Source organism: Arthrobacter sp. KNU-44 (assembly GCF_051843155.1).
Taxonomy (GTDB): Bacteria; Actinomycetota; Actinomycetes; order Actinomycetales; family Micrococcaceae; genus Arthrobacter.
On record NZ_JBPXNG010000002.1, the window covers coordinates 1,392,794 to 1,410,414 of the forward strand.

Here is a 17,621-nt window from a genome sequence, read left to right on the forward strand (position 1 = left end):
GCGGACTCATCCTCGACAGGATGCAATTCGGGCGGGCCCGGGAGGTGCTCGCAGTGCTGGGTGAAATCGCCGACGGCATCGCCGTCTGGCTGCAGGCCGGCGACGGCCCTCCCCGCGATGAGATCGGCCCCGCCTACGCGACTCCTACCGAGCGCACAGCGGCGGTGCGCCCCGAGCGCATCGCGCGGCGGCTGCCGCCTGGGCGGCCACGTGCCGGGTCGCCGAGATCTTCCGGACCGTTGGCGTGCATGCGCCGGCGTCGGACCCGTTGCCCATGGTGCAGGTCCGCGACCAGGAACGGGTCGCACGGATCGGCATGTCCGCCCATGTCTCCGCGTGCAGCCAGGCGGGGAGAGCGCGTCATGCCCCGGTCTAGCGCGAATTGGCCAAGGCGGCCAACTGTTCCTTCATGACCTTGCCGCTGGCGTTCAGCGGCAAGGAGTCCACGAAGCGGATGCTGCGCGGCCGCTTGAAATTGGCCAGTTGCCCGCGGCACCATTCGTCAAGCTCTGCCTGCGTCACCTCGGCGGCAGGGCGGCGCACCACGCAGGCCAACCCCACCTCTCCGAGGCGTTCGTCCGGCATGCCGGTTACGGCCGCCGCCTGCACTGCGGGGTGGGCCTGCAGCACTGCTTCGACTTCGGCGGGGGAAACATTGAATCCGCCAACGATATACATGTCCTTGATTCGCCCCGTGACCTTCAAGTAGCCCCGTTCGTCCAGGACACCTAGGTCCCCGCTGCGCAGATAGCCGCGGCTATCCAGGAAAGGCTCATCCTTACCCAGGTACCCGGCCATCAGGTTGTACCCACGCAGGGCGATCTCACCGGTCTCGCCGGGGACCGCCGTGGTCCCGTCCCCGCGCAACACTGCAACCTCGATCCCTGGTAGTGCCCTTCCGGCGGTAGTGGCAACCGTATCCCGGTCGTCGCCTTGCCTGGTCAGGGTCGCCACGCCCGTGCCCTCGGTGAATCCATAGGGCGAGAAGACCTCGTCGAATCCGAGCACGTCATACATGTCGTGGATGAGCTGCGGGGGGATGGACGTGGCACCGGTCACCGCGACGCGCAGCGAAGAAATGTCACGGCTTGGCAGGGTGGGGTCTGCGAGCAGGGACTGGAATACAGTCGGCGGTGCAGGGTAGAAGGTAATCCCTTCTTGCTCGATGATGTCCAGCGCGGCCCCGGCGTCGAAGACCGGCATCGGATAGGCGGCCACGCCGTGCACCAGGCTCAGCAGTAGGCCGACTTTCAGTCCGAAGGCGTGGAAGAAAGGGTTGGAGAGCAGGACACGGTCCCCCGGGCGCACCCCGAGCAACCCGCCCCAGGTCCAGTAGGCGCGCAACAGTGCCCCGTGCCGAAGCATGGCTCCCTTCGGCTGGCCTGTAGTCCCCGACGTGAACAGAACCGTTGCGATATCGTCCGGTGTGATCTGGCCGATCCGCTGTTCCAGCTCGCGCTCCGACTCGGACCTGCCCTTGGCCAAAAAGGCCAGGAGGCGCGGGCTGTCCGGTTCGCCGATGTCCACGATCCGTGGCAGGTGCGCCAGGAGTTCGGGGGAATCCCGGTGGAAGACGCGCAGTTCCTCGGCGTAGGAGCGTCCGAGGAACCGTTCGACGGTGAAGACCAGCACCGCCCCGGAGCGGTCCAGGATATCGGCTGCCTCCCGTGCGGTGTACCGGGTGTTCACGGGAACAAGTGCCGCGCCGCTGAGCTGGATCGCGAGCACCGATACCGCGAATTCGATGGAATTGGGCGCCCAGATGGCCACCCGGTCCCCCGGTTTGACCCCCGCCGCCATCAGGCCGCGTGCGGCCGCCTTCGCAGCGGCAAGATAGTCCGTAAAGCTCAGGATCCGACCCGGGGATACCAGTGCCGGATTGCCGCCGTACTGCTGTTCGGCCCAGATGGCAGCTTCGGCAATGGTGCGGACCTCAGTGGACGGATATTCGGTGACTTCGTCATTCATCGTTCATCTTCTCCGCAGGGATGTTCAAGTAGGGCGGGGGAAGCGCTACGCGCCGTCGGCCAGGAACCGTTCAAGCCGGAAGGCCTTGATCGCATTCTCGCCGAGGAACTTTGCCTCGACCTCCTCCGGCAGTCCGAGGGCCCGTGCCGCGGCCAAGGGACGCTGGAAGTCGAGCAGGGGCCAGTCCGAGGCATAGATGCATTTGTCCTGCCCGTACCCGGCCAGGAATTTGCGGAACGGATCTTCGAAGTGCTTGGCCAGCCTGGCCGAAGTGTCGATGTAGACGTTGTCGTGCTTCCATGCAACGTGGATCATCTCCTCGACCCAAGGCGACCCAACATGACCGCAGACGATCGTCAGGTCGGGAAAGTCGAGGGCGACGTCATCGATGTGCAACGGCTGGCCGGATCGGGACGGGAACAGGGGGCCGGTCCCACCCACCTGGGTCTGGACCGCGAGGCCTAGTTCCTCGCACTTGGCATACAGGGGGTAGAACACCCTGTCGGTCGGGTCTCGCCAGTAGTAGAAGGGCTCCAGCTTCATGGCACAGATCGGATAGTTCCGGGCCAGGCTTTCCAGTTCCCGCACAGCACGCATGACACCGTTTGTCGGGTCCACAGCGACAACCCCGACCAGCCGGTCGGGCCACTTGTCCAGTGCGTCCAGGACGAGGTGGCCCGGGACCACCGGTCCCCCCGAGACCAGGGACACGTCGACGTCGGAGTCGTCCATTTCATCGATCATGTCCTCGAGGGAAATACCGTTCTTCATGCGGACGGTTCCGTACTTGCGGAAGACGTGGGCGGTGCGTTCGGGCATCATGTCGACTACTTCGCGGGTCCACGGTTGGATCCACGCGTCAACCACCTTGGGGCGGACCTTCAGGTTTTTCATCGGGGTTGTCATCTCACACCTTTCAGGGTGGGCGGTTCCAAGACGGGGGTCAAGCGGTACCGAAGCCGGAGATCCGCGGCGCAGCGCCGTGGGCCTTGAGCAAGCGAGCGGTTTCCAAGCCGAGTCCGGCGGCGGAACCGAGGAACGGCCCGAAGAACTGGGCCCTGCGCACCAGCGGGGCCAGCGGGAATTCCTCGGTGAAGGCCATCCCGCCGCACACCTGAAGGCTGTGGGTGACTGCCAGCTGCGCGGCCTTCTTCGCGAGCGAAGTGGCAACAAGCACAGCCAACTCCACCTGGTCCGATTCCTCCCAGCTTCCGGCCAGGGCTGACCGGGCCGCGGCGATCCCCACGCGGACGTCAGCCAGACGGTGCTTAACCGCCTGGTAACTGCCGATCGGACGTCCGAACTGGTGGCGGTCGCTTACATGGGCAACGGCCACACGGAGGCATTCCTCGGCGACACCGACCATCTGGTAGGCGAGTGCCCGGCGCGCCGTGCGCCAAGCAAGGCGCGCGTGCTCGGGCGCCAACGCCTCCCGAATGCCGGCCACGCGTGCAGTGTAGCGTCTTGCCCGGACGCGGGCATCCGCGCCCTTGATGTCGATGACCTCGGCAGCTTCCAGTGGATCTAGCCGCACGACGGCGGGTTGGCCGCCGGCGTCGGCAACGAACGCCAGGAGCTCCTCGCTTTCGCCCACCCGGCCCAGGAGCAGCCCGTCGAGCTGGACGGAACCGTCCGCGAACAACCGCCCGGCACCGGAGGAGCCTGGCAATGGATACAACACTGCGCCGGGCCGCTCGGCCGTCACCCCGGCGCCGGCCTGTTCCAGAACATGCACGACGGCGGCATCCAGCGCGCGCGATGCTGCGGCGGCGCGGCCGAGCTCTTCTCCAAGCACGCTGGTGGCCAGCCGTGGGTCCTCCCCGGCCAAGTCGAACCACCCCAGATCGCGGAGGGCCTCCCAATCGACTCCCTCCGGGCTCTGGGCCACCAGGGCGCGCGTGGATTCACCAATCGCCTCGGCCAGGTCTTCCATCTCGTCCACCAATTCAGCCACGGGCTGCCTCCCTCGGAAGGCCGAGGACACGCTCGGCAACGATGTTTTTCTGAACCTCGGCAGCACCACCGTAGACGGTGGCAGCGCGCGAGTAGAACCATTCGGCCCGGGCCGCCGCTGCCTCTGCACTGTCGGTGACAGCGAAGTCCTGCACGCGCACGGCCCGCACTGCGTCATGTATGAGGTGTTCCGTTTGGCCGAGCAGGATCTTGTCGATCGATACCTCCGGCCCCAGCAGGTCCCCGGCCGCGAGCCGTTTGACCGTTTCCCGGCATCGCATCCGCAATGCGGCGAGACTTGTGTACCCCTCTGCCACGGCCGACGCCGCAAGCACGTCCGATTCGTCCAGATCGCGGATAAGTTCCGAGAGGGTGGAATGCATGATGGCCTGACGCTGCCATGCCCACATTCCGCGCTCGTACTGGAGCAGGTCCATCGCAACGCCCCAGCCGCCGTCGACCGGGCCTACCACGTGATCGGCGGGAACGTAGACGCCGTCGAGGAAAACTTCGGAGAATTCTTCTTCGCCGGTGAGCGTGAGCAGCGGGCGCACTTCAACGCCGGGTGCTTTCAAGTCGACCCAGAACAGGGTCAGGCCTCGGTGCCGGGAGTCTGGTGCGCCAGTCCGGGCCAGGACGCCGCACCAGTCCGAGCGATGGCCCAGCGAGGTCCAGACCTTCTGGCCGGTGATCCTCCAGCCGTCGCCGTCGGGCACCGCTTTGGTGCGCAGGCTGGCCAGGTCGCTTCCCGCCTCGGGCTCCGAGAATCCTTGGCACCACAGCGCCCTGCCGGCAAGCAGTTCCGGAAGGTACCGCGAGGCAAGGCCGGGATTGTGGGCCATCAGGGCAGATCCGAGGACCTCGAGGGCGCCGACCTGCTCGGGCATTCCGAATCCGGCGGCGGTGATCGCATCGTACAGCTCGGCACGGTGCTCGGTACTGCCTCCGCGGCCGCCGCTCTCGGCCGGCCAGCCCCAGCCGGTCAATCCGGCGGCGTCGAGCCGGGCGAAGAACTCCAGGCTGCGGCTAATGCGCTCATCCAGGGTATCGGTCCGCCGGGGATTACAGTCTTGCAGGGCATCGGAGTGGGCTATCAGCCACTCCCTAACGTTCGGTGCATCCACGTCCAGGCTCACCACGACCTCCATCCTTTTCCACGTTCCAGTTGTCGAGGCCAGTTCTGCGCCCCGACCGGAAAGCCGTTCTAGTGTGCGGTCCATCCGCCGTCGACTGTCAGGGTCTGGCCGGTGACATAGGCGCTCATGTCGCTGGCCAAATAGAGCAACGCCCCGTCGAAGTCTGCCACCTGACCGTGCCGGGGGATCAGTGTGTTACGGCCGATCCACTGTTGGATGTTTTCCTTGTTGATCACGTCAGCCGTAATGCCTGTCTCGATGAAACCGGGGGCGATCGAATTGATCCGGATGCCGTAGCGGCTCCATTGCGCCGCCCATTCGCGGGTGATGGCTTCGAGCCCGCCCTTCGAGGCCGAATAGGCCGCTTGGGGGAATCTCCCGATGCCAACGCTCGCCACGATGGACGTGACGTTGATGATCGAACCCGATCCGCGCTCCTTCATTGAAGGGAAAAGGGCCTGCGTCAGGCGGATCGGCGAGACCAGATTGACGGTCAACGTGGTGTTGATGATGTCCAGTGTCTCGTCTTCGGCCTTGACTCCGCCGGCGATGTGGGCCGCATTGTTGATCAGGATGTCGACCGGTCCCAGCTCCTGCAGTGCCGCCCGTGCCAGCTCATCGGCCGCTCCCGGTACCGACAAATCGGCAGGGAAGGGTACGCACCGCTCGAACTGGCCGGCGATCTCCTTCAGGGTTTCTTCGCTGCGGGCCACGATACCGACTGTGGCACCCGCTTCGGCCAGCACCTGGGCAAAGCGCCGTCCGATTCCGGAGGAGGCGCCGGTCAGCAGGGCCGTCTTACCTTCGAGGGAGAACTGGGGAGTTGGGATTGGCATCATTGTTCCTCTCCGACGCCGGGAGACGGCGCCATTGGCTTTCTTGGACCCATGCGTAGCCATTTGCTCCGATGGGACCGTGCTGTCATTGGGCGAGCGCACCCTCACGGGGCGCCGGGGACGGCAAGGGCGTAAAGAGGTTGGTGAAGCGGTCCTTCCCCATCAGCTTTACTAGGGCAGCCTCGGTCTGGCTCAGGCCCATCGGAAGCCTCCGTACCGGCTGCGAAAGCCGGGAATACCACGACACGTTGGTTTCGTCGGCGAACCCCATGGCACCGTGCAACTGATGCGCCCTGCGCAGCACCGTGTCAGCGGTTTCAAGGCCGGCCACCCGCAGTCCGACGGCGTCGACCAGCCATGTCCGCTCGCGGTCCTCCTGGGCCAGGGACCACAACGTGTACTTGGCCAGTTCGGCCAGGCCCTGGGTGGCCACGCTGATATCCGTCAGCGTGAACTGGATCGACTGGAACTTAGACAAGGTGCGGCCGAACTGTTCGCGCTCCTTCACGTATGTCAGGGTATCCGTTCCTGCGCGTTCCAAGACCCCGAGAAGCCACCACATCTGCAGCGTGACCAGCAGCGCAGTTTCGCGCTCCAGTGTCCTGCCGGGCTCCCCCAGCCGGACTTCTCCGACAAAGCTGCCAAGCTTAGTACCCAGGGATCTTCCCGTTGACACTACCGGGCGCTGGCGCCCGGTGAGCTCCACCGCGCTCCAGGACAGTGGAAAATCGGCGTGAACGGCTACCGGCCGGCCTGCCGAGGGGACCAGCAGCAGTCCTTCGGAACCTTCCGGGGCAGAAAACCGTTCCGCGATCGGGTAGGGAAGGACATGCCGGCCCGCGGCCTTGCAGGCAGCCGCTGCTACTTCGAGCTGCACCTGGTCCGCCAGCGGTTCAATTTCCCACAGGCCCAGGCCATCAAGGAGGCTGCCAATCAGGGCAACCCGCCCGTGCGGGTCCGCTTCGGCGCGCCGGGCCAGATCCACACCGCCCGCTGATTCCAAGGTGTCCAGCACGGCCTCGCCGAGCGCTATTGCCTCGTCCGACAGCTGATTCCTCATCGTTTCCCCACCAATCTGTTGGCAAGCGCAAGGCGCTGCATTTCCAACGTTCCAGATGCGACGGTCGAGGCCTGCGCATAGCGCCAATGGTCTTCGACCGCCCGCTCAAAAATACGCTCGGGATCCTCGACGCCCAGAGACCAGCCCCCGACGATGTCCATCAGCACCTCGGCGACTTCCTGGTCCAGCAAGGTGACTGCGATCCGGTAGGCCGCAGCATCGGCCGGGTCGAGCTTGCCTTGTTCCTGGGCGGCGACGACCTTGTAGGCAAGGAGCCGGACCGTCCGGCTGTGCACGAGGGCCTTGGCCCAGCGCTGGTGCAGGCCTTCAGGCAGGTCCGCCCAGGCATCGCCGAGCGAGTCCGGAGCCTCGGAGAGCAGCTTGTCGCACCGGGCATACCGTGCAATGCCGATCCGTTCGAACGCGAGCACGTCGGTGACAATAGTCCAGCCGTCGTTGACACCGCCCAGGACGTCCTTGTCCGGTACCCAAGCTCCGGTGAAGTACACCTCGTTGATGTGATGCCGGCCCAGCATCGAGGGAATAGGCCTGACCTCGATCTCAGCCTGCTCCATGTCGACCAGGAACACCGTGATGCCGTCCTTGCGGCTGTCCGGCGTTCCGGTCCTGGCCAACAGGAAGCACCAACGTGCCATCTCCGCGTAGGAGGTCCAGACCTTCTGCCCATGGATCCGCCAGCCGCCTTCTTCACGGACCGCCTTGGTTCGGAGTGCCGGAAGATCAGAGCCGGCTTCAGGCTCACTGAACCCCTGGCACCACAACACGTCACCTGCAGCCATGGGCGGCAGGTGCCGCTGCTGCTGGTCCTCGCTGCCATGCCGCATCAGTACGGGCCCGATCCAGTTCAGGCCCATGTACTGGGCGCCGCGGGGTTCATGCGCGGCCCACATTTCTTCCCGGAGGGCCGTCTGCTCCCAGCTCGTGGCCCCGCCGCCACCAAACGATTCCGGCCAGGTCAGCGCGAAGAGCCGCTGTTCCCCGAGTTTCCGGCTGAAATGCTGAGCGATTTCCAGATCATTCGGGTCGTCGGTGAACGCGCCGAGATAGGACTTGGGAATGTGCTCGTCCACAAGGCCCCGCAACCGGTGGCGCAGAACCTGGACTTCATCCGCTTCGGCGTAGTCAAGCATGGCACTCCTTCATTCTCCGTTGCCGCAACCGCGCCGGCCTTGGCGGGCAGCCCGCCCCGCGGGGCGCTGAGGCTGGCGACCAACCGGCCGTCCTACGCACTCGTCGATTAATTATATCTATCATAACAAGGATTGAAAGATTATGACAGTTTTCTGCGGTTCCTTACGCAGGCTCTCTCGAAATCGCTTCACCAAAACAAAATGCAGTGACGCCGGGCGTCGAAGCACCGGGGCGTCACTGCATTCGTGGACTGTGTTCGGCTGGCTACACGCGGGGGCCGAAAGTCAGACCGGTGAGACACCGGCGTCGACGGCAATGGGGGCCGCGCGCAGCTCTTCGACGGCCGCAGCCAGCCGCTCCTTTGCCACCAGGCGCAGGAAGGAGAGGTCGCCGCCGGCGGCGCCGAAGTCGACCCCCGCAAAACCGAATCCCAACGGGGCACCCAGCCGCACGCCCTCAAGGTCGGCTTGGCCCCTCAGGACCTCCCACTTGGCTACGAGTTGGTCGCAATCCCCCCGCATGTCAATGCCCATTTCCTGGGAAAGGTCCCCCAGCCCGAAGAAGGCGTAGTCGATGCCCGGGACCGCTATGATCTCACCGAAGTTCTCCACGCCGGCGATGGTTTCGATCAGCGGGATCAGGATCACGTTGCCGTTGGAGTTGCCTGCGTGGTCGGACCAGTTCTCCCCCGACCACCCCGCAGCGGGGACCATCGGGCAGAACCCCCGCCCACCGGGCTGGTACCGGGTGGCGGCCAATGCACGTTCAGCTTCGCCCGCGCTACTAACCTTCGGAACAATCACCCCGTCGGCTCCAAGGTCTACTGCACGCTGGATCAGGGCCGCCTCATTGTGGAGCACGCGCACGATCGCTAGACAACCTACAGACCGGGCTGCACGGATATGGTTGAGCACATCCCGGGTGTCGAGGGCACCGTGCTCACCATCAATGATGACGAAGTCGTATCCGACGTCGCCGAAAATCACGCTCGTCGAGGGGTCGCTGGAGGTCAGGAAGGCACCAACGGGCTTCCTGCCTTGGGACATGAGGGATTCAAATCTTGACCGTGCACCTACAACCGCCATTGTTTCCTGCTTTCTTGAAGTCGATCCTGCAGTGCTGTTTGGCGGCCAGCGTCACCAAAGCATCGTGCTGCCGCCGTTGGGGCGAATCACCGAACCTGTGACAAAACGTGCGGCATCGGAGACCAGGTAAAGCACCGCATAGGCCTGGTCATATGCATCCCCCGTGAACCCGAGCGGTATGCGCGAGGCCTGGGTTGCGTGGAAGGCATCCCGCTCCTGCTCGTCGATGGCGGCCCCTTCCGCCGTCAAATGGCGCCGGGTCATCGGTGTCTCCACCCAGCCGGCCGCAAGGCTGTTCACCCGGACACCGCCCGGAGCAAGCTCCAAGGCCAGCGACCGGGTGTATTGGTGAGCAGCGGCCTTCGATCCCGTGTAGGCAGCCACATTACTCATGGGCTTGTCGACGCCGCCGGTGGTCACATTGACGATGCTGCCGAAGCCCTGCTCCATCATGGCCCGCGCGGCAGCCTGGGAACCGAACACCACGCCCTTGAAATTCACCGCCATGACGGAATCGAGTTCGTCCTCGGACACCGTGAACGGCGAGGCGTCGCCGATGATCCCGGCGTTGTTGACGAAGACGTCGAGCCGGCCGCGCCGGCTCTTGATCCCGTCAACAGCAGCATCAACCGCAGCCCGGTCACGGACGTCCAGTTCCAGGGCCTCGGCCGAGTAGCCGGCGGCCTTGATCTCTTCGGCCGTATCCTTGGCCAATCCCGACTGGATATCGACCACCACGACATGCGCGTTGGCTCTGGCGAGCACGTCGGCTATGGCGGCACCGATGCCGCCGCCGGCTCCGGTGACAACCGCGGTGCGGCCGGACAGGTCAAAGGGTGATTCAAGACGAGGCATGGGTTTCCTTAGTATTCAGGTCCGCCCACTCGACGGATGGTGACGGCAGGGATTCAGAACAGGTTGAGGCATTGGCGCACGAAGCGGCCGGTCTTGGCAATGGATTCGTCGGCCTCGGGCGCGGAGCCGGCCATGAACTGGAAGACGTGCTGCATCTCCGGCACGACCTCGAGTTCCACCTCGACCCCCTTCTCTATGGCCATCTTCGCGAACATTTCGACACCCTCGACCAGCACTTCCGCTCCGCCGACCGAAAGCAGCATGGGGGGCAGCCCGGTCGGGTCCGAGCGCAGGGCGTTGATGTACGGACTGCTGGCGTCCCACTCCTCCGTGGTGAAGTTGCTGACGTTGCGCGCGATGCCCTCACGGCCGAGCCGTCCGGCCATCGCGTCTACCGGGGCGTTGGTGTCAAAGGTGCTGCCGACCGTTTCGACGTCGTAGTACGGCGAGTAGGCGACCACGGCGCCGGCCTGCTTCGCCCCGGTATCGCGAAGGTGCAGCGCGACGGCCGTTGCCAGGGCACCGCCGGAAGAATCTCCGGCCAAGACGATGCGCTCCGGCGCATAGCCCAGCTCCACGAGCCAGTCGAATGCGGCCCGGCTGTCCTCCAACTGGGCCGGCATGCGGTGTTCCGGGGCCAAACGGTAGTCGATGACCAACGTCCGAAGGCCGGTGGCCTTGGCCGCATGGGCAGCTAGCTTGCGGTGGCCCGTGCTGCCGCCGCCGAGGTAGGCGCCCCCGTGGATGTAGAGCATGGCGGCGTCGCCGGCCGCCCCTGCGGGAATGGCCCAGATGCCGGGTATCGGCCCGTCTGTCACCGTTGCGTAGCTGACCCCTTCCGCCTCGGTGGCCAACTGGTGGTAGTCGGCATAAAAGTCCCGGATAAGGGGGATTCCCTCGTTGCTGGCCGCGCGCCGGTCACCCCAGTATCGGTACAGTTCTGCCAGCTTTTCTGATTCCTTGCTTGCCATGAATCCTCGTGTCCTTTGTGCGCTTGAGTTCAGGGCCCTCTGCTTAGCGCCAGGTTTCCAGGATCGGGCCCGCGGTGCTGACGTAGGTGATTGGATCCACGAACAGGTGGTTCTTCGCCACGGCGATGTCGCGGGTACAGCGGCCAAGGGCACTCGGGTTGCGCAGGGACTGGGTTCCGCCCCAGAGATGGCAGAAGCTCACCACGTCGTCGGCGACCTTATGGGCCCACGTCGTTGCCTGCCGCATCCGTGCAATGAGAACGGCCGGCACCTCGCCCGTTGCGGCCGCCGTCGCCTCCGCCTCAGCGAAGGCCTCGAGAACGTACCGGCGTGCGGCCTGGTAGGCAGCTTCCTTTTCGGAGAAGCCGTGCAGGAACACAGGGTAGTCACTGACGGCCGCCGGGTAGCCCTGCCGGGACTTGCCATCGGTGATCCGCGCCACTTCTTGTAGCGCCCGCTTCATGATTCCAAGTGCGACGCCGGCATGCCCGGCAGCGCCAAGGGAGGCGCGGTCGATCCGGCTCTCCTGAACGGGCCGGAAGGGATCGAGGTAGGAGACCAGGGGCAGCGTGAACCGCTCGGGAACAAACTGCTCCGGGACCTGGTAGTCGTAGCTTCCTGAAGCCACGAGTCCCATGACGTCCCAGTTGCCGAGGATCGTGAACCGTTCGCGCGGAATATACGTCATCCGCAGCTCCTGCTGGCCATTCTCCCCCAGCGCCGGATTGCCGTTCTCGTCGAACAGGCGCATTCCCGCGGCGATATGGGTGATGTAGGTGGAACCGCTGCCGAAGGGGACCCGCTCGGAGGATCCGCGGTAGCCGCCCTCCACCCTGACAGCCTTACCAACCGGTCCCCCGAATCCACCGCAGATGGCCTTCTCTTCGCCGCCGAAGAGTTCCTTCCGTGCCTCATCGGCAAGGTACAGCGATGCATTACGCGTGCCGATCGAGGTGGCCATGAACATCCAACCGGTGGAACCATCGGCCCGGGCGACCTCTTCCATGACCTCAAGGGCGGTGGTGATGTCCACGTCCCCGCCGCCGAACTCGCGTGGGCTGAACATCCAGAACAAGCCGGCGTCCTTCAACGCCTGCGCGACGACCGCGGTGACATCCGTCTCCTTCTCGGCGGTGTCCGCCTCCGCTTCGATCAACGGCGCCACATCGCGCGCCCGCTGGAGGTAATCGTTCCCAGAAGACCCCAACTGGATCTCGATGGTCGATTCAAGCGTCATTACATCTCCACTTCCGCTGGCAACTCTGCCCGCGTCCCTCGAAGGTGACGGCCGTCACCGGCCCTATTGTTCGTAACCCTAGCAGGAAAGAACGTCTATTAGAATAATCATTACATAGATGGAAAATATTTGGCTGACACAGGCCCTTTCAAGGTCAGCCCTCCTCCAGCTCCCGCAGCTGGTCATGGTAGGCGTTGGTGCCCATCTTGGCGGGAATGAATGGCGCCAGAAAGGTAAGCCGCCCCTTCTCCGAGGCCTCAACCAAGCTTCCTTCTCGACGAAACCAGGACTCCCAGCATTCGCGGGGGTCTTCTCGCAGGAACCACAGGACGGTGAGTCGGCGTCCTCCATTACCGGCCTTGGCCATGGCCTCGATCAAGGCCGGGCGCATGGTCGGTAGCGGCTCTGTCGGCCGGAACACCATGGCACTGGCGACCGGCCCTTCGGCGCCGACCCGGGAGGGCAGGTGCTCCTCCAGCAGCCAGCGTTCCAGCTCGCCCGCGGCCGCGGGGTCGGGGGCATCCACGAATTCCAGCACAAGACCCGCGGCCGGATCGGCCAGCGAGAATACGTCCCTGGGTACGGTGTCATCGCGGTATGCGGTACCGGCTTTGTCCTGGAAAGCGGTGAACACCAGATCCCGGTCGTAGTACATCCGCTGATCGGCGTCCAACCGTGCGCCGGTGCCTGCGGTCCACTGCAGATACTCCCCGAGCCTGCCAGGGGCTATCCAGTAGGTACCCAAGAAACAGCCCGCAGTGACAGGGTCAACTGCCCCGCCGGCTGCCGGGTAGCGCAATTTCTGCAGGTCCCGTGTCGCAATCCAGCGTCGGCCGGCAAACAGCCAGGGTGCCGTCATCGCCCCGCTGAAATAGTGGTCATCCTCGTACCACCGACTGTATTCGCGTTCCTTGCCCGGCCACGGCTCGGACAGGTTGATCAGCGCGGAGCCGACGCCGACTTCGTGGCTGGCATTGCGTGCCAGTGTCTCGTAGGGTTTCCCGGCGACTTCCGTCATTGAGAGTCCTTTCCTGGTGCTTGCGGGTTATTTGCCGCTGGTCGGAACGAGGCCGAGCTGCTCGTCGGTCCAGGCGGACTTGACGCGGCCGGCACCAGCGGGCCGTGTTGCGCCTTCGACGAAGTTATTCATGTAGGCGGCAAGGTACTCGATGAAGGGCTCCCCGACCGCCTGGCCGCGGAGGTAGTCCCGGCTGGCAGGGATCCACCGGGGCGTGAAATCCGGGTTGCCCGCGAGCAGATCGGGGTAGTTCCCGTGCAGGATCGCAACCTTACCCAGCGCCACATAGTCGGCGCCTGCCTCCAAGCAGGACCGTGCAGTGTCCGGGTCGACAATCCGCCCTGCAACGCCGACCCTCACGGCTCCGCGGTCCAGTTCCATGAAGTGCGCCATGATGCTCTTTCCGCGGGCGCGTTTGTCGTCGGGCTCCTTGAACACGTTCCAAAGGGAGAGGTCAAGGTAGTCGATGCGGGCCTCATCGAGCAGCCGTTGTGCCGTCTCCCGGACCTCAAAGAAATCCTGGCCGTACCGCTCCGGGGAGAGCCTGAGGCCCAGCTGGAATTCCTCACCGCAGCGGCGGCGAACGGTATCGACAATCCGGAACAGCAGCCTGCTGCGGTTCTCCAGGCTGCCGCCGTAGTCGTCCGTCCGTTGGTTGATGGTCCGGCTGAGGAACTGGGCAATCAGGTAACCGTGCGCACCATGGAGCTGCGCGCCGGTGAAGCCGGCAGCCTGGGCCCGGACAGCTGCGGCAGCAAAGCTCTCGACGACGTCGTCGATCTCCTCCACAGCAAGGGCGCGCGCGCCGGTTTCGGCATCGTCGGAAGGGCCGACCCGCTCCCTGCTGTCGGCCCGAATGCCCGCGTGGTTGAGCTGCACGCTGACGGGGCTGCCTGCGCCTTTGATGGCCGTGGCGAGCTTCCGCAGCCCGGGCAGATGCGCATCGCTGTAGACGCCGATCTCGCCGCTGAACCCACGACCACGGGGCTGAACCGTGCTGGCGCACGTGACGATGTGCGCAAATCCGCCCTGGGCACGGCGGAGCAGCCAATCAATCTCCTGTTCGGTGACAGTACCGTCGGGGTTGCTTTGCTTATTGGTCATGGGTGCCAGCATGAAGCGGTTCTTCATGGACGGACCACGGGTGAAATCCAAAGTTCTAAAGAGCGGATCCATGAGGGGCCTTTCTGCGGTTGCCGGGCGGGTGAGAAGTCCGGCGGTCAAGCCCGTAGCTAGCCTGGCTCGCCGGCATATGACCGGCAGAAGAGGGCGATCGCCATTGCCAACACGATTGGCCTTGGTCCGACCCGTCCCGGGCGGGCACCACGCTAGCAGGAGCAGCTATTCATTGCAATGATTACAAATCATCCATCCGCAGGCAGTGGATCATGGGTCCCAAAGGTGCGGCGGTGGTATGCCAGGGGGGCACCGTCTGCGCTACCGGCGTCCAGCACCAGCCCGAGCACAATGTCATGGTCACCTCCGGGCACCAGCTGTGTAGCAGCACAGGCCACCCACCCGGGCGCTCCGGTAAGCCGCGGAACGCCATGCTCCAAAGTCCATTCGACGCCAGCAAAGCGGTCGATTCCCTTGCGCGCGAAGCCCGCGGCCAAAGAAGCTTGACCGGATCCCATCACGTTTAGTCCGAAGCGCCCCGTGGACCGGACAATGTCAAGCAAATCGGACCCGCGATCCAAGCACACCAGCACCATCGGCGGGCTCATTGACAGGGATGAAAATGCGCTGACCGTGGTGCCATGCGGTCCCCCCGCACCCAGGGCCGTCACAATGGACACTGGGGTAACCACATTTCCCATCACTTCCCTGAACCGCGAAGGCAATTCCATCGCTTCTGCCGCGGCCGCAACCGCTTCCCATGCCACTTCGGTCTGAATTGCCGTCATCGCCAACCTCCCTCATCGGCCTGCAGAAGCAGGCTCCTAATGTCTATTCCGTGTGATACATCACAGCCCAGGGCCGCCATCCGTGTCTAATGCATAAGCTGGCGCTTCCCATGCTCCGCCTGCATGAGCCTGCGCAATAGCCGAGGTCGCCGAAGCCTAAAAATTAAAATAGATGTTATCTTTATAAGAATAAACAGAACACTGTCCAATAACCAAAGATCTTGGACATGCAGACAATCGCAGACCACCACCACCCTTGAGGAGGCCGGAAACATGAGTAACCAGGAAAAGATTGTCCTTCTCGATGGCGCAAGGACGCCCATCGGGAAGTTCGGCGGAGCATTCAGGGATGTCCCTGGATACGAGCTGGGCGCTGCCGCAGCCAAGACCGCACTGGAACGGTCGGCGGTGAACCCAGCCGAAATCGGCGAAGTGGTCATGGGCTGCATTGGGCAGGTCGGCCCGGACGCCTATAACGCCCGCCGGGTCGCCGTTGCTGCCGGGCTTCCCACCAACGTCCCCGCCTATACCGTGAATCGCCTGTGTGGTAGCGGCCTCCAAGCCATATGGAGCGCGGCCATGCAGATGCGGTGGGGCGAAGTGGACTTTGCCCTGGCCGGCGGAAACGAATCCATGACGCGGATGCCTTTCTACGATTTCAACGCCCGCAACGGCTACAGACTCGGCGACCGGAGGCTGATTGACGGCACTGTTTCCATCCTGACCGATCCGTTCCACGGCATTCACATGGGGGTGACGGCCGAGAACGTTGCCCGCACCTACAACATCTCCCGCCAAGCCCAGGATGAATTTGCCGTTGAGTCGCAGCGGCGAGCCGCAAGCGAGGCGGCACGCGCCGCATTCGCCGAGGAGATCACCCCGGTCCACGTGGGCGGACGGAAACCGTTTACCGTTGAGGTCGATGAGCATCCGCAGCCCGATACATCGCTGGACGGGTTGGCGAAACTCCGGCCCGCGTTCGAGGAGGGCGGCACCGTCACCGCAGGCAACTCCTCAGGTATCAACGACGGCGGCGCCGCCGTCGTACTGGCACGCGAATCGCTCGCACGCGAGCGGGGCCTCAGAGGGTTGGCCACGCTGGAAGCCGTGGCGACAGCAGCCATGGAACCGGAATTGATGGGCTACGCGCCCGTTCTTGCATTGCGGAAGCTGTTCGATCAAACCGGGACCACGCCGGCCGATATTGACGTTATTGAATTGAATGAGGCCTTCGCCTCCCAAGCCGTTGCCGTCGTCAGGGATGCCAAGCTTGACCCTGCAAAGACCAACCCGTACGGCGGGGCGATCGCCCTGGGCCATCCAGTTGGCGCCACGGGCACCATCCTGTCCCTGCGCCTGGCCAAGGATCTGGTGCGCCGGGATCTCGAACTAGGGATCGTGACCATGTGCATCGGCGGCGGACAGGCTTTGGCGGCCCTTTTTCGGCGCCACCAATAGCCAAGAGACTGTCAAGAACCGAACCAGCGTCCAGTATGTGATGTAATCTTAATAAAGATATAAATATAAACACAATAATATTAACAGGTTCTGCTGGCACTCTGACAAAGAAGACTACCGGCCCTGTTGCCGACAACTTTGGAGGTAGCGTGAGCGAACTCTTGGACACCCCGAAGCCCGCAGTGCCGCAGATCCAGCAAGTGCGGGTCGCCGAGACGGTCGCCAGCGCGCTGAGGGCAAGAATCCTCCGTGGGGAGTTCTCCAGCCACATGCTTCCCAAGCAAGAGGAAATCCGCGACGAGTACGGCATCAGCCACCCCTCCCTCCGGGAAGCATTGCGCATCCTCGAAACCGAGGGGCTGGTCACGGTGCGGCGCGGCAACATCGGCGGCGCATTGGTTCACCGCCCCGGAGCAGGCCGTTTCGGCTACTCGCTGGGAATCGCCCTGCAGTCAACTGGCACCCGGATTGATGAACTGGCCGCCTCACTCGCCAGGCTGGAACCGCTGTGCGCGCGCCTTTGCGCCGAGAACCCCCAGCGAGGGACGCAGGTCGTGCCCCAGTTGCGTGCCGTCTTGGAACAGTCAACCGACGACGACGAGGGAGCCTCCTTCACCCGTTCCGCCCGTGAATTTCACTCAGCAATCGTGGACCTCTGCGGAGATTCTCCGATAAAGCTCATCGTCGGTGGCCTTGTGCGTCTCTGGACTGCGCAGGAGGAAGCCTGGGCGCAGACACTTAGTTCGGAAGGGGGCTACCCCGCACACGAAGCACGGGGGCACACACTCAAGGCTCATGCGCGTCTGATCGATATTATCGAGGCAGGCAAGGCGGATGAAGCCGAATCCTACTCACACAAGCACATTGTCGCGACGCAGGGCCTAGTGCTGGCGAAGGTCGATGGCCGCGTCGTCGATGCATCCTCCAACCTAGCTAGGCGGCATCTGTTAAGGAATTAAGGAATGAAAGAACCCCGCTGACTGGCAGG

General features: G+C 64.3%; 17 protein-coding genes. 2 read left to right on the top strand and 15 right to left on the bottom strand.

Features of this window, described 5'->3' with window-relative positions:
* Positions 1 to 133 precede the first annotated feature (133 nt).
* From ACSVHC_RS07275 to ACSVHC_RS07345, 15 genes are all read right to left on the bottom strand, one after another.
* The gene (locus ACSVHC_RS07275; protein WP_439180737.1) at positions 134 to 364 is read right to left on the bottom strand and encodes a hypothetical protein; all 231 of its coding nucleotides are present in this window, start codon (positions 362 to 364) and stop codon (positions 134 to 136) included.
* Between the two features lie 8 nt (positions 365 to 372).
* Positions 373 to 1,968, bottom strand: coding sequence for an AMP-binding protein (locus tag ACSVHC_RS07280; protein ID WP_439180738.1), 1,596 nt, complete (start codon positions 1,966 to 1,968; stop codon positions 373 to 375).
* 45 nt (positions 1,969 to 2,013) lie between these two features.
* Positions 2,014 to 2,874 (bottom strand): amidohydrolase family protein, encoded by an 861-nt coding sequence (locus ACSVHC_RS07285; protein ID WP_439180739.1) that lies wholly within the window; start codon positions 2,872 to 2,874, stop codon positions 2,014 to 2,016.
* A gap of 37 nt (positions 2,875 to 2,911) precedes the next feature.
* Entirely contained in the window at positions 2,912 to 3,922 is a 1,011-nt protein-coding gene (locus ACSVHC_RS07290) for an acyl-CoA dehydrogenase family protein (RefSeq protein WP_439180740.1), read from the bottom strand.
* On the bottom strand, positions 3,915 to 5,060 hold the full coding sequence (locus ACSVHC_RS07295; RefSeq protein WP_439180741.1) for an acyl-CoA dehydrogenase family protein: 1,146 nt from the start codon (positions 5,058 to 5,060) through the stop codon (positions 3,915 to 3,917). The genes ACSVHC_RS07290 and ACSVHC_RS07295 overlap by 8 nt, the downstream gene beginning before the upstream one ends.
* A 65-nt stretch (positions 5,061 to 5,125) precedes the next feature.
* A complete protein-coding gene (locus ACSVHC_RS07300) occupies positions 5,126 to 5,893 on the bottom strand; it encodes an SDR family NAD(P)-dependent oxidoreductase (protein WP_439180742.1) in 768 nt (255 codons plus the stop codon).
* An 85-nt stretch (positions 5,894 to 5,978) separates the two neighbouring features.
* Positions 5,979 to 6,953, bottom strand: a complete 975-nt coding sequence (locus ACSVHC_RS07305; RefSeq protein ID WP_439180743.1) for an acyl-CoA dehydrogenase family protein — start codon at positions 6,951 to 6,953, stop codon at positions 5,979 to 5,981.
* Positions 6,950 to 8,104: an acyl-CoA dehydrogenase family protein gene (locus tag ACSVHC_RS07310; protein WP_439180744.1), complete on the bottom strand. Its 1,155-nt coding sequence runs from the start codon at positions 8,102 to 8,104 to the stop codon at positions 6,950 to 6,952. The genes ACSVHC_RS07305 and ACSVHC_RS07310 overlap by 4 nt, the downstream gene beginning before the upstream one ends.
* Before the next feature lie 285 nt (positions 8,105 to 8,389).
* Complete coding sequence (locus tag ACSVHC_RS07315) at positions 8,390 to 9,151, bottom strand: HpcH/HpaI aldolase family protein (protein ID WP_439180745.1); 762 nt, start codon at positions 9,149 to 9,151, stop codon at positions 8,390 to 8,392.
* 90 nt (positions 9,152 to 9,241) lie between these two features.
* On the bottom strand, positions 9,242 to 10,045 hold the full coding sequence (locus ACSVHC_RS07320; protein ID WP_439180746.1) for an SDR family NAD(P)-dependent oxidoreductase: 804 nt from the start codon (positions 10,043 to 10,045) through the stop codon (positions 9,242 to 9,244).
* Positions 10,046 to 10,098: 53 nt separating this feature from the next.
* The gene (locus ACSVHC_RS07325) at positions 10,099 to 11,016 is read right to left on the bottom strand and encodes an alpha/beta hydrolase (RefSeq protein WP_439180747.1); all 918 of its coding nucleotides are present in this window, start codon (positions 11,014 to 11,016) and stop codon (positions 10,099 to 10,101) included.
* A 43-nt stretch (positions 11,017 to 11,059) separates the two neighbouring features.
* The gene (locus ACSVHC_RS07330; protein WP_439180748.1) at positions 11,060 to 12,253 is read right to left on the bottom strand and encodes an acyl-CoA dehydrogenase family protein; all 1,194 of its coding nucleotides are present in this window, start codon (positions 12,251 to 12,253) and stop codon (positions 11,060 to 11,062) included.
* A 154-nt stretch (positions 12,254 to 12,407) separates the two neighbouring features.
* A complete protein-coding gene (locus ACSVHC_RS07335) occupies positions 12,408 to 13,271 on the bottom strand; it encodes a hypothetical protein (protein ID WP_439180749.1) in 864 nt (287 codons plus the stop codon).
* Positions 13,272 to 13,298: 27 nt separating this feature from the next.
* The gene (locus ACSVHC_RS07340) at positions 13,299 to 14,447 is read right to left on the bottom strand and encodes an NADH:flavin oxidoreductase (protein ID WP_439180750.1); all 1,149 of its coding nucleotides are present in this window, start codon (positions 14,445 to 14,447) and stop codon (positions 13,299 to 13,301) included.
* 188 nt (positions 14,448 to 14,635) lie between these two features.
* Complete coding sequence (locus ACSVHC_RS07345; protein WP_439180751.1) at positions 14,636 to 15,175, bottom strand: flavin reductase family protein; 540 nt, start codon at positions 15,173 to 15,175, stop codon at positions 14,636 to 14,638.
* A gap of 273 nt (positions 15,176 to 15,448) precedes the next feature.
* Here ACSVHC_RS07345 and ACSVHC_RS07350 point away from each other — a divergent pair, with 273 nt between their 5' ends.
* Together ACSVHC_RS07350 and ACSVHC_RS07355 are read left to right on the top strand one after the other, a co-directional pair.
* A complete protein-coding gene (locus tag ACSVHC_RS07350; RefSeq protein WP_439180752.1) occupies positions 15,449 to 16,633 on the top strand; it encodes a thiolase family protein in 1,185 nt (394 codons plus the stop codon).
* 149 nt (positions 16,634 to 16,782) lie between these two features.
* Positions 16,783 to 17,592: a FadR/GntR family transcriptional regulator gene (locus ACSVHC_RS07355; protein ID WP_439180753.1), complete on the top strand. Its 810-nt coding sequence runs from the start codon at positions 16,783 to 16,785 to the stop codon at positions 17,590 to 17,592.
* Positions 17,593 to 17,621: the final 29 nt, after the last annotated feature.